The organism is Streptococcus sp. IsoGale021 (assembly GCF_031142795.1).
GTDB lineage: Bacteria > Bacillota > Bacilli > Lactobacillales > Streptococcaceae > Streptococcus > Streptococcus hominis.
On the sequence record NZ_JAKZJH010000003.1, the window covers coordinates 151,953 to 165,038 of the forward strand.

Consider the following 13,086-nt stretch of genomic DNA (forward strand, 5'->3'; position numbering starts at 1 on the left):
AACGCTTAAGATTCTAACAAACAAACTCACTTAAAACCCAGTTCTGTTTCAAAAATTATTATGAGAAAGCTCGAATAATAGCGTAATTTTCAAACTTTGCTCATATGCCGTGCAAGTCTCACATTTTCTTTAACTGAGTTCAAACTAAATCCTCGGAAAATAGATAAATCCTCCTAGAAGCAATTGCTTCTTCTCCAGATTTCCTAATTTTCTGTCGGATTTTTAACGCTCTCACATCTTCTCTTCCAACTTGACATCTGGATATTTATCGGCAAACCAGCGCAAGGCGAAGTCATTTTCAAAGAGAAAGACTGGCTGGTCAAAGCGGTCTTTGGCTAAGATATTGCGACTTGAGGACATTCGCTCGTCCAGATCATCTGGTGAAATCCAGCGAACAGTCTTTTTGCCCATGGGTGTCATGACTACTTCGGCATTATATTCATTTTCCATGCGGTGCTTGAAGACCTCAAACTGAAGCTGACCAACAGCTCCCAACATATATTCACCAGTCTGGTAATTGCTATAAAGCTGGATAGCTCCTTCCTGTACCAATTGCTCAATCCCTTTGTGAAAAGATTTTTGCTTCATGACATTTTTAGCTGCAACCTTCATGAAAATTTCCGGGGTAAAAGTTGGAAGCGGTTCAAACTCAAATTTGTTTTTACCGACAGTCAAGGTATCGCCAACTTGGTAAGTGCCGGTATCGTAAACTCCAATAATATCTCCAGCCACCGCATTTTCTACATTTTCACGTGACTCAGCCATAAACTGGGTGACATTTGAGAGTTTGACAGCTTTTTTGATACGGGTCAGATTCACACTCATGCCGCGCTCAAATTCGCCCGATACGATGCGGACAAAAGCGATGCGATCACGGTGTCTTGGATCCATATTGGCTTGGATTTTAAAGACAAATCCTGAAAAATCCTTATCCAGCGGGCTGATTTCCTGATTGTCTGTGGTTTTGTGTCCGTGAGGTTCTGGTGCAAACTCCAAGAAAGTGTCAAGAAAAGTCTGCACTCCAAAATTGGTCAGGGCTGAACCAAAGAAGACAGGGGTTAATTCCCCATTAAAAATAGCTTCCTGTGAAAATTCATTTCCTGCTTCCTGTAGGAGTTCAATATCCTCTAAAACCTGAGCATAAAATGGATTGTTGCCAAATATTTTTTCTCCCTCTTCGATGCTGGCAAAGCGCTCATCACCCTTATAAAGCTCCAGTCGCTGATTGTGCAAATCATAGAGACCTTCAAAGGATTTCCCCATCCCAATTGGCCAATTCATCGGATAGCTGGCAATGCCAAGTACTTCTTCTAATTCTTCCAGCAAATCAAGGGGTTCACGCCCGTCGCGGTCCAGTTTATTGATAAACGTAAAGACTGGGATATTGCGGTGTTTGACAACTTCAAAGAGCTTTTTAGTCTGAGCCTCAATCCCTTTGGCAGAGTCCACCACCATGACTGCGGCATCCACGGCCATGAGAGTGCGGTAGGTATCTTCTGAAAAATCTTCGTGCCCAGGCGTATCAAGAATATTGACCCGTTTTCCGGCATAGTCAAACTGCATGACAGAAGAGGTCACTGAAATCCCCCGCTGCTTCTCAATATCCATCCAGTCAGATTTTGCAAAGTTCCCGGTCTTCTTACCCTTGACCGTACCCGCTTCACGAATCTCGCCTCCAAAGTAAAGCAACTGCTCTGTAATCGTGGTCTTCCCTGCATCCGGGTGAGAGATAATCGCAAAAGTTCGGCGTTTTTTAATTTCGTCTTGAATCGTCATTTTGTCCTCTTTTTCTTTTTTATACTTTTTCTTTCGATTTCTGTGAAAATTCTTATTACATTGGACTACTCCTAACTTGTTTCAACTTACCTATTATAGCGGATTTAAAGGATTTTTTCAATTGCTTAGAACATATAAAGAAGCTGGGGCAAAAGACTCAGCTTCCTTTGTTTGTATAGTCATAATTATAAGACGCAGTTTCTTGATATAAGAGACTACATTTTAGAATCTCACAATCACACTAGCAAAGAGAAAAATTACCAATATAACGATTAAAACCAGTAAATAGATAATCCGTTGTTTCCTCATTTGAAGTTCTTCTTTTTCTTCTGTCGTCATGGAAAAAACAGCCTTGTTTCGGTTTAATAAGTACAAAATCAAGCCTTCTCCCCGTTGACCGCCAGCTGCCAAAACTCCCCAGAAATTAGGATGCTTCATCCCACGCGAACCGCAGCGTCTAATTCAACTAGTTTAAACAATTGATACACAAACAGCCCATTTGTTACGACGAGTAAACCAATCAAGGTCAGCAGATAACTCTTAGAAATTGGAATGATAAAAATAAAGAAAAGAAACAAGAGACAAATATTACATATAAAGGCCAGCAAAATCTTTTTGTTGCTCTTTACAACGTTTGTCGAATCCTCTAAGTGCTGAATCATGCGCTCATATCCTTTCAGCAATTCATCCAAACTAACCTAATACAAATCACTTAACTGCAAAACATACAAAATATCCGGATAAAATTTTTCTGTTTCCCAATTTGAGATGGTTTGTCTAGATACATTTAATTTTTCTGCGACATTTTCTTGTGTCAAACCACTCATCTGACGTGCTTCTTTTAATTTTTTCCCAATTTCCATTATCCCTCTCCTATCTTTCTACCTTTATTTTACTATTTTCGTTTATAAAATCTAGCAAAATTTTTTTTACATTTAGAAAAAATCCTGCCAAATAAACTTGACAGAAGATGTAATGCTTAAAGCTTTAAACTAATTTTGATTGCTTTTTCCATCGCCTTTTAAAATATTCATCAAAAAGGAGCAAAGTGGTGGCCAGAACCAGTGAGACAAGTACGTAGTTCACCCAGATTCGGTCTCCTTTTATAATCGGGGGATGAGTCATCAATCCATAATTTCCACCAGTTACGGCATTGACACCAACTAAAAACAAATCCAAAGCAAATGTGTAGCCCACAATCTCATACTTCTCCAACAGCTGCTTGTCATAGTGGTTGATAAGATAAACCAGCGAATTAACCAAGAGACAGTAATGCCCCAGAAGAAAAGAAAAGCTGGTGAGATGCGGAAAATCATAGGGATCAAAAACTGGATAACCAATGGCAAAAATTGCCCCGCTGACACCTAAAAGTGCAAAATACTGCTTGCTTCGGCATTTATCTGGCAGCAGCAACATGGCAAACATGGCTAAGCGGCAATGATAAAAAGGCAGATTATTTGCAAATGAAATATGGAAACCAAAATACTAAGAATAAAGTATAACTAATTGAAAAGCTTGTAAATATTTAAAAGTTTTCTGATACAGTGGGGTTTGCGCATAGCGAACTGAAATATAAATGAGGAACAAGAGAATTCCTATCATCGTCACATAGCCCATAGCAGAAATGGGAGGCGGTGCTGTCTTTTGAGTCGTTAAAAAATCATTCAGCATAGCTTAATTTTCCTGTCTTACTGTTTCTCCTTGTTCTCGTCTAATTTGTTTAAAGATCAGAGAAACCACGAAAATTGCTAAAATCAAGATCAATGAAACAAAAATATAGTTAGCAATCATTCCATGACTTCCAACTAAAGGTGGTACTTTCAAAAATCCATAATTTCCACCACTCACCAAATTTACAAATAGTAATAAAAGATTCATACTAAAGCTAATCTCTCCAATTCGCCGTAAACTCAATAACTCGCTATCATAATGATTCAGCAAATAGGTGAGAGAATTTCCTAAAAGAGCATAGTGACCAATCAAATAGGAGACTAAAGTGATGTGAGGAAAAGCAAATGGGTCAAATAAAGGATAGACCAATGCACAAATAGGTCCAAATACTCCTAAAAGCGCAAAATACTGTTTATAGGTTGAAGAATCAGGCAGTAGCAAAACAGCAAACATCGCCAATCTGCAATGATAAAAAGGAAGTGATTCAGAAATTGGTGACAAGGTCACAATATACCAGCCATAAAGCACTAAAATTTGTAAACCTTGTACAGCTTTCAAAAAGTTCTGATAGCGCCTGTTTTTATGATATTTTACAGCACTATACATGACATAAATGATTCCTAAAAACATCATTCCATACCAAAATGGAGTTAATTGAGGGGCCTCCGTTTTATGACTTGTAAAAAATTCTTGTAGATTCATCTCCTACTCAACCATCCTATTACTTAATTCTTTGATAACACTCAGCTTTCTTGTTGTGGCGACAATACCTAACTTCTTTTCAAGAAAATTATTATTTAACTTCTTTTTTTTGGCATCTCTTGGTAAATACATATAAAGGCAAGCAGTTCCAACTGCAAATATTTCGTCCATAAAGTTCATTACTTGCAGTTCTGCCAATTGCTCCGTTGAAATGTAATTGTTTGTAAAAACGAGATGAATCCGTGACGAATCCAACTCCTCAGAAAAGGGATTTCCTAAAATAGCCCTTTCTAAATCGGACTTTTCTTTTACGATAATGGATAAATTTGCACCAATGCTTTCCAATATCACCTGATGCATGTGTTGTGCTAATTCTTCAGCTGGTAGGCTTGTTTCGCAAATCACATTACCTGATTGAATATAACTTGAAACATTATCTAAACCAGATTGTTCCAACATTTGAACCAAATCACTCATCTTAGGGATCCGATTTGGTCCTGTTGGCATCACGCCACGAAGGAGGGCAAGATACTGTACTTTATTGTTATCCGTCATTCTCCAATTTCTCCACTAAACTAGCTAAGTTCATAGAGTTACTTCCTTTTATCAGCAATTGGTCCGTTGGTTTGAGTGCTTCTTTAACAGCTTTTACTAAGTCAGAAAATTGATCTTTTTCAGCATTTTTTACAAAATAATGGGCTTTCCCAGGCGGGAAAATTTCCTTAGCATAGGCAAATAGAGCAGCCATGTCCTCTCCATAAAGGAAAATTTCTGAGAGAATTTCTGGATTTAGGCTGGTTATCATGGCACCGTGCATTTGTTTAGAATCAGCCCCCAATTCTTTCATATCAGCTAAAACTGCCAGTTTCCGACCTTTTTCATTAAACGGAATCGTTGAAAATGTCTCTAAAATCAATCGCATAGCGGTTGGATTGGCATTGTAAACATCTGAAAGGATATCTGCACCATTTTTAGCTTTCTTCCACTCGGTGCGATTTCGTGTTAATTCAAGCGTGGCAAATGCTTTTTGGATCTTATCTTGTGTTACTCCTTCTTTCAATGCCACATAAGCTGCAATCATGGCATTTGTTGCATTGTATTTTCCAGTTACTGGAAGGTCAATGGCGTTATCTAAGAAATTGGTTTCAAAACTCAAACTATCTTTTCGTTCTTCTAATTTCGTTAGGAAAATATCTTCGTCTGGACCAAAACGGACTACATTTAGCTGGCTCGGTAGAAAATCATTAATAATCTTGTCCGCTGGAACAACCAAAAGAGCCCCGTCTTTCATGCCGTCGACAATTTGCATTTTTCCTTTTGCAATTTCATAACGACTTTTAAAGAATTCTAAATGCGCTTCGCCAATCAGCGTCACAATACCTACTTTTGGCTGCGCAATTGTGGACAGAAGGTGAATATCCCCCATGTGATCTTGCCCCATTTCCAAAACCAATTTTTCGGTGTCATCTGGCATGTGTAAAACCGTATAAGGAAGACCAATTTCATTATTGTAGTTTCCTTGCGTTTTATAAGTCTTGTAAGTTGTTGACAAGAGGTGAGCCAGCATATCTTTAGTCGTCGTCTTACCGTTAGAACCCGTAACTGCAAAGACATCTACCTTCATTTTTTCCAGATAATACTGTGCCAAACGCTGCAATGCTGCCAACACATTATCAACTAAAATATAAGGATAGTCGTCCAATTCTTTTTCTGACAAGGTTGCCGCAGCACCATTTTCAAATGCCGTCACAATAAAATCGTGCCCGTCACGTGCTCCTTTAAGAGGAAAAAACAAGTCTCCCTCTCCAATCAATCGGCTGTCAAATTCTACCTTTCCAAATGTACAATCTGGAAATTGATGAACATCATTTTGTGCTTTCAATACAGAAGCTACTTCATAGAACGTTAATTGCATTTTTTCACCTATATGTCTTAAATTTCTCTAACTCTCTCATTATACCACAGAATAACCTACTTTTACACACACTCGCCAAAGACATACTAAAACAATAGAAAAAAGAACCTTTTGGCTCTTTCAATCTTGTCTTACAACAAATGCTCTTCATGTTTTGTAAATGTTTCTTGCGCTAAGAGAACTAATTTCTCAATCAAATCTGTATAAGAAATGCCCATATTTTCCCAAAGCAGCGGATACATCGACCATTGAGTGAAACCTGGCATCGTATTTAGCTCATTAAGGAAAATCTCGCCCTTATCAGTATAAAAGAAATCGCAGCGAGCTAAACCAACACCGCCAATAGCATGGAAAGCTTTTTCTGCATATTGTCGCATAGTGGCAATGACATCTTCAGAGAGTTTTGCAGGAATATCCATGGTGATTTTGTTGTCAATGTACTTGGCTTCGTAGTCATAGAAAGCAACATCTTTCACTACCTCACCTGGCAAACTGCTTTTGACTCCTTCATTCTCAAGTAAACCAACTTCAATTTCACGCGCATTGACACCTTGCTCAATCAAGACACGGCTATCATATTTGAAAGCCAATTCAAGAGCAGAGCGCAATTCATCTTGATTTTCAGACTTAGAAATGCCGACGCTAGAGCCCATATTTGACGGTTTTGTAAAAACTGGATAAGTTAGATTGGCTTCTACTGCTGCAATCTTTTCGTCTATATTTTCCCCTTCAATCACTGCTACATAGGGAACTTGCGGAATGCCAGCAGAAGCTAACACTCGTTTTGTCGTGATTTTGTCCATAGCAACACTAGAAGAAAGGATATTGCAACCCACATAAGGCATTTTCAACACTTCAAGAAATCCTTGGATAGACCCGTCTTCTCCCATTGGACCATGAAGAACGGGGAACACAACTGCCCCTTCTTCGTAAATATCACTTGGTTTAATCTTTTGACTTTCAACAACACTATCGTTTGTCATTAATTTTTCATTGTCAGCAGGTTTGCTTGAAAATTCTTGCGTCTTGATAAAGTCACCCGCTTGTGTGATAAAATAAGTCTTCACAAAGAATTTATCATAGTCAATCGCACGCATGACACTCTCCGCTGATAAGACAGAGACCTTTCGTTCGGCACTACGACCACCGTAAAGGAGAATAATTTGTTGTTTTGCCATTTTTATACCTAACCTTCTTATCTTAAAAGAAATTTACAAATTTAATCGCTTTTTAGTATATCATATTTTAGATTGTTTTTGAATAGAAAAAGAGCTTCCATTTTCTTTTAAAGGAAAGCTCTATTTTCTTTTTTACAATTCTGTGCGATTCTCAATAGCCCGAAGCAGTGTTACTTCGTCTGCATATTCAATATCAGAACCAACTGCTAATCCACGAGCCAGGCGCGTTACCTTGATACCAGCTGGCTTTAACACCCTCGAGATATACATGGAAGTCGCTTCCCCATCTGCTGTCGCATTGGTTGCCACAATTACCTCCGTTACCTCACTATCCATCAACCGTGTAATGAGACTTTTCAGATTGATGTCGTCTGGTCCAATACCATTCATAGGAGAAATCAATCCCTGCAAAACATGGTACAAGCCATGGTATTCTTGAATATTTTCCATAGCAGAAACATCTCGGCTATCTTCTACAACCAAAATAGTAGATTGATCCCGTGTCTCATCGGTGCAGATAGCACAAGGATCATCATCTGTTAGATTACCACAAATAGAACAATAGGTCAGCTCACGTTTTGCTGCAAGCAAATTTTTAGCAAATTCATTGACATCATCATCACTCATACCAATCGTATAAAACGCCAAACGCGTTGCTGTTTTTATACCAATTCCTGGTAATTTAGAAAAGCTATCAATCAATTTTGCAATCGGTGTTGGATAAAGCATAGTATCCTTTCTAATTCATTGGATGTTGTTGTTGATACAAGTTAATAATATCACGAGTTATACTATGGCTAACGGTTGATGATAAGTTTGTATTGTGCGGGAACACAACTGCCACTGCAATCTGCGGGTTGTTACTTGGCGCATAAGCCACTACATTCGTATTAATAGCTTCCTTTCCACCCGCGAAGGTTTCTGCTGTCCCTGTTTTGGCGCTAATCGACACTGCTTCACCTTGTGACAAAGTACGCCCTGTAGTAAATCCGCTTGTACCATGAACTACTTGATAAAAACCTTGTTGAATCAAATCCATATTCTCTTTTGAAATATCAACTTTATTCAGCTCTTTGGTTGACTTGGATTCAATCAGCTTTCCAAGACCACCCATCTCATTATTGTCATAAATTCCTTCTACTAAGTGTGGTGCAATACGAGTACCGCCATTAGCCACCGTTGCAGCATATTGCGCCAACTGCATTGGAGTATAGTTATCAAACTGCCCAAAAGCATTGGTTAAGTAGTTCGCAAACGTATATTTCTTAGGTGTGTAACCTTCTGATTCACTTGGTAAATCAATTCCTGTAGATGCTCCCAAACCATATTGAGCAAAAGCTTTACGCAATTTGTCCATAGAGGAATCCAAATTCGTCAAATCAATCGCCATATTGGGCGTATAAGGCGTTCCCATCATATTTAAAGCTAGTTGAACCATATAAGTATTGGATGAATATTCTAGTGCCTCTAAAGCCGTAATTTGACGAGCTCCATATTGTGTGAACCAAGAAGTGATGGCAGAGGAGCCTCCAAAAGAAATTGGTTGATCCGTCATGACTTGATTTCCTGTGATGGCTCCAGATTCCCAGCCAGCTGTTAAAGTAGCTCCTTTCACCACAGAACCCGGTACAAAGTTGTTCATAATCGTTCCAAGAGAGTCTGTTGTTAGTTCTCCTGTATTGGTATCGTGCTTCAGACCAGCCATGGCTAAAATAGCACCTGTTTTAGGATTCATCGCAACAGCATAGACCCCTTCAGAATATGTCGCATTTCCGCTCGCTAATTCCGCACTAAAATACTTTCTCAAAATGTCTTCTACACCGTTCTGAAAAGCTAAATCTGTTGTTAATTTTAAATTATTTCCCTTACTACCATTGGAAATATTTTTCACGCTTTCCATATTTCCATTTTTATCAAGATTGATTTCTTTGACTGCGCGTTTTCCTTGAAGTGTAGACTCATATTGTTTTTCCAAATAACTCGTCCCAACACGATCATTAAGGGAATATCCTTTTTTCAAATAAGTATCCACTTCTTCTGCGGGTAGCCCTGCCTTTTCACTTGAAACACTTCCGATGATAGAAGCCAAAGAAGTATCCAACACTTTCCTGTCCCAGCTGGTGGTGATACTGATACCAGACAGTTCTTTCGAGCTAGAGGCGATTGTCGCAATCTGATCAGCTGATAAATTATCCGTACGAATATTTCCCGTTTCAAAATTAGAAATAGCATTCATCTGACTGAACAAATAAATAGCTTTTTTATCTTCATCTGAGTAGTTTAACTTTGCTACATCAACACTCTTAACAGCATTATTATAAATCTTAGACTCTGCCAAACGATTTCCATCTGTACCATATTTTTTATTTTTAGGCAGCTGATTAACGACCTTCTTATAAACCTCGCTGTCTGCCAAATAATAATCTACTTGTTGACGCTCAGTAACATCTGCGTTGGAAATAGAAACCAATGGAAGCAATTTTTGAGCAATTTCTTTAATCTCTGCAGCCGTCATTTTGTTGCTACGTGTGAAAGAGACAACTTGCTTAGTTGTATTCTCAACCAACGGTTTCCCACTCGCATCATAAATCTGACCACGAACCGAACTGGTCGTCACTTTAGTCTTGCTAGCTGTCGCTAATTTTTTTGTATAAAAACTCCTATGGATAACCTGCATATAGCCCAAACGCACAATCAAACTCATAAACAGTAAAATCACAATTCCAAATAATAAATTCAAGCGTCGTGGGATTGAATGGCTATTAAATGTTCTTTTTTTCTTAGACATGGTATCTCTCATTCTAGTCAAAATGCTATCTTTTATTGTACCATAAATCCACCTAAATGAAGTCGTGGAAAATGGAAAAAATTGATAAAATACACAGCTAAAAAATGAAAGCTTTGCATGATATTAAAAAGCCCTGCTTACGCAGAGCTTACAATATTTTATTGGGCTTATTTCCCAAGATAGTATTCGTTGACAAGATTCAATTTTTCATCAAATTCAAATACAAGCGGTGGGAAATTAGGAATTTCCACATTCATGATTTCATCATCTGATAATTGTTTGATATGTTTTACAAGGGCACGGATAGAATTACCATGTGCACCTACGAATACATTTTTACCGTCTTTCAAAGCTGGAGCGATTTTATCTTCCCAGAATGGAAGAGCACGTTCCAAGGTTACTTTCAAGTTTTCTGCATCTGGAATAACAGAGTCATCAAGGTTTGCATAGCGACGGTCAGTATGTGCTGAATATTGATCATCTTTTGCCATAGCTGGTGGCAATACATCATAAGAACGACGCCAAATATGAACTTGTTCGTCACCCCATTTTTCAGCTGCTTCAGCTTTGTTTTGACCTGTCAAACCACCATAGTGACGTTCATTCAAGCGCCATGATTTTTCAACTGGTACCCAAAGTTGATCTGCTGCTTCAAGAGCAAGATTTGTTGTTTTAATAGCACGTGTCAAAACAGATGTGTATGCTTGGTCAAACTCAATACCAGCTTCTTTAATCAATTTACCAGCATCAATAGCTTGTTGCGTTCCCTTTTCAGACAAATCAACATCAGCCCAACCTGTAAAGAGGTTTGCTTTGTTCCATTCAGACTCACCGTGGCGAGCAAAAACTAATTTTACCATTAGAAATTCTCCTTTGATTTTTGAAAACTGTCTCACAGTCACTACTATATTTTACAAAATTTTTTCAAAAAAATCCAGTATCAGTGGGAGAATATTTGATTTTTGATAATTTACTTTATTCAAGCGTATACATCAATTCCTTAACTATTTTTCGAGCACTCATGACAAATTCCGTACATCAAGACTTGTGTCTTTGTAATTTTATAACCTGTTTGTTCTTCAGCTTCGCGCTTCAAATCAGGTATATCTACATCTTCAAAGTCTGCAATTCGACCACATTTTTCACAGACAACATTCAGATGTTCGTGCCCCATAAAATCAAAATAAGTCGTTTTATCATGGCTAATCTTAATTTCTTCTACAAAGCCCTCTTCCACCAAAACTTTGAGATTATTATAAACTGTTGCTAAACTCATATTAGGAAAGTCAGGAAGTAAATCATGATAAATTGCTTCCGCACTTGGGTGTTCATGCGTCCGAATCATATAGTCAATGACTGCCTTTCTAGTCTCTGTAATACGGACTCCCTTTGTTTTCAATCGTTGAATAACGTTTTCATAATCACCTTGAACCGTGAGTTCTAAATAAGGATGTGACTTCATTTCCTACCTGCTCATAATTTTTTCCTTTATTATATCACGAAAATAGGAAAATGCGTATTTAGAATGATTGCAAATAAATGCAAATGATAAAGTTAGTCTCCTTATCTGCCCTTTTACAAGAAAAAAACCTATTGTTCAACGCCGAAACGTTGAAACAATAGGTTTTTTTAAAAATTGCATTATTTAACAGCGTCTTTAAGAGCTTTACCTGCTTTAAATGCTGGTACTTTAGAAGCTGCAATTGTGATTTCTGCACCAGTTTGTGGGTTGCGACCTTTACGAGCTGCACGTTCACGAACTTCAAAGTTACCAAAACCAATCAATTGAACTTTTTCACCAGCTGCAAGGTATTCAGTTACTGCTGCAAATACAGCGTCAACTGCTGCTGCTGAATCTTTCTTAGTCAATTCTGTAGCTTCTGCTACTTTTGCAATCAAATCTTGTTTGTTAGCCATTTAACAAATCCTCCAAAAAATTTTATGAGTTAGCAGTTACTAACTCTAACAAGTATTATCATATCTAAAAATTACTATTAGGTCAAGCACAAAACGAACTTTTTTCTATCTTTCCGAAAATATCCAACTTATTCATAGCGAATAAGAACTGCCCAAGCATTTTCCCCAGTATGTGTTTGGATAATAGAACCCGTTTCTAAAACAGGAATCGGAGCTGTCACAAATTGTTGCAACACCTGTTTCATCTCATTTGCCAACTCAGCAGTCCCTGCATACGAGATTCCAATCTCAGCCACTTTTTTATCTTTTAAGCCTTCAGCTAAATCATTGACCCATTTTTTAAAGGTTTTTACACCACGCCCCTTAACAATCGGTTGTAATTCGTGGTTTTTCATTTGCATAACCACTCGAATATTAAGCAGCGAACTGAGAAGACCAGTCACACGACTAATACGACCGCCTTTTACAAGATTTTCAAGCGTTGAAACACCAATATACAATTCTGTTTTTTCGCGCACTTCTTCGATTTTTGCTAAAATAGCATCAAAGTCTGCACCTTCTTTTGCTAGTTTTGCAGCTTCAACCACTTGAAACTTCAATGCTTGATCCGTAAAGGAGCTATCAATCACTGTTACATCCACATTTGCCAAGGTTGCACCTTGACGTGCAGCTTCGACCGTTCCAGATAAAGCATGCGACATATGAATAGATATGATTTTATCGGCAGTTTCTCCGAGTGTTTCAAAGATTTCTGCAAAAACACCAACTGGTGGTTGACTGGTCTTCGGTAGATTTTTACTTGACTGCATCAAATGAAGAAATTCTCCTTCTTTTAAGTCAGCGTCTGAATAAACAACACCGTCTACCATTACAGACAAAGGGACGATTGTAATCTCTAAATCCTCTACAACTTGCGGTTCAATCGTAATAGATGAATCCGTTACAATTTTGATTTTTGTCATGGTTTTCCTACTTTTATAAATTTTATCTATTTAATTTATTATATCAAAAAAATAACTTTTTGTGGAATAATTTTTCTGGATAAAATATGTAAAAGTTGTGTAAGAACCTCTTACTTTTCTAAATAGACATAATTATTAAATTTTCAGAAAATAATTGACAGTCTTTTATTTTTTTGT

Annotated in this window: 11 protein-coding genes and 3 pseudogenes; all 14 read right to left on the reverse strand. The window is 37.8% G+C overall.

The genetic code is table 11. The annotated features are described in order from the left end of the window. Window positions 1–231: 231 nt before the first annotated feature. Window positions 232–1,776 (reverse strand): peptide chain release factor 3, encoded by a 1,545-nt coding sequence (locus RG565_RS03695; RefSeq protein ID WP_003041312.1) that lies wholly within the window; start codon window positions 1,774–1,776, stop codon window positions 232–234. Between the two features lie 222 nt (window positions 1,777–1,998). Beyond that, window positions 1,999–2,264 (reverse strand): annotated as a pseudogene (locus tag RG565_RS03700) (hypothetical protein). After that, window positions 2,241–2,639: pseudogene (locus RG565_RS03705) on the reverse strand (helix-turn-helix transcriptional regulator); the annotation flags it as partial. The pseudogenes RG565_RS03700 and RG565_RS03705, both read right to left, overlap by 24 nt. 124 nt (window positions 2,640–2,763) lie before the next feature. Next, a pseudogene (locus RG565_RS03710) lies at window positions 2,764–3,444 on the reverse strand (YwaF family protein). Between the two features lie 6 nt (window positions 3,445–3,450). Then, complete coding sequence (locus tag RG565_RS03715) at window positions 3,451–4,149, reverse strand: TIGR02206 family membrane protein (protein WP_003023748.1); 699 nt, start codon at window positions 4,147–4,149, stop codon at window positions 3,451–3,453. Between the two features lie 3 nt (window positions 4,150–4,152). After that, window positions 4,153–4,704, reverse strand: coding sequence for a DUF1697 domain-containing protein (locus RG565_RS03720; protein ID WP_021001923.1), 552 nt, complete (start codon window positions 4,702–4,704; stop codon window positions 4,153–4,155). Continuing rightward, on the reverse strand, window positions 4,694–6,064 hold the full coding sequence (gene murF, locus RG565_RS03725) for a UDP-N-acetylmuramoyl-tripeptide--D-alanyl-D-alanine ligase (protein ID WP_049516659.1): 1,371 nt from the start codon (window positions 6,062–6,064) through the stop codon (window positions 4,694–4,696). Before murF ends, RG565_RS03720 begins: the two co-directional genes overlap by 11 nt. A 131-nt stretch (window positions 6,065–6,195) precedes the next feature. Further along, window positions 6,196–7,242: a D-alanine--D-alanine ligase gene (locus RG565_RS03730; RefSeq protein WP_021001925.1), complete on the reverse strand. Its 1,047-nt coding sequence runs from the start codon at window positions 7,240–7,242 to the stop codon at window positions 6,196–6,198. A gap of 132 nt (window positions 7,243–7,374) precedes the next feature. Continuing rightward, entirely contained in the window at window positions 7,375–7,971 is a 597-nt protein-coding gene (gene recR / locus RG565_RS03735; protein WP_021001926.1) for a recombination mediator RecR, read from the reverse strand. Window positions 7,972–7,981: 10 nt separating this feature from the next. After that, on the reverse strand, window positions 7,982–10,042 hold the full coding sequence (gene pbp2b, locus RG565_RS03740; protein ID WP_247937033.1) for a penicillin-binding protein PBP2B: 2,061 nt from the start codon (window positions 10,040–10,042) through the stop codon (window positions 7,982–7,984). A 155-nt stretch (window positions 10,043–10,197) separates the two neighbouring features. After that, window positions 10,198–10,890: a phosphoglycerate mutase gene (locus RG565_RS03745; protein ID WP_022525049.1), complete on the reverse strand. Its 693-nt coding sequence runs from the start codon at window positions 10,888–10,890 to the stop codon at window positions 10,198–10,200. A gap of 140 nt (window positions 10,891–11,030) precedes the next feature. After that, on the reverse strand, window positions 11,031–11,492 hold the full coding sequence (locus RG565_RS03750) for a Fur family transcriptional regulator (RefSeq protein ID WP_049534552.1): 462 nt from the start codon (window positions 11,490–11,492) through the stop codon (window positions 11,031–11,033). Between the two features lie 179 nt (window positions 11,493–11,671). Then, the gene (locus tag RG565_RS03755) at window positions 11,672–11,947 is read right to left on the reverse strand and encodes an HU family DNA-binding protein (protein WP_003023726.1); all 276 of its coding nucleotides are present in this window, start codon (window positions 11,945–11,947) and stop codon (window positions 11,672–11,674) included. A 128-nt stretch (window positions 11,948–12,075) separates the two neighbouring features. After that, window positions 12,076–12,909, reverse strand: coding sequence for a DegV family protein (locus RG565_RS03760; protein ID WP_049534555.1), 834 nt, complete (start codon window positions 12,907–12,909; stop codon window positions 12,076–12,078). Window positions 12,910–13,086 lie beyond the last annotated feature (177 nt).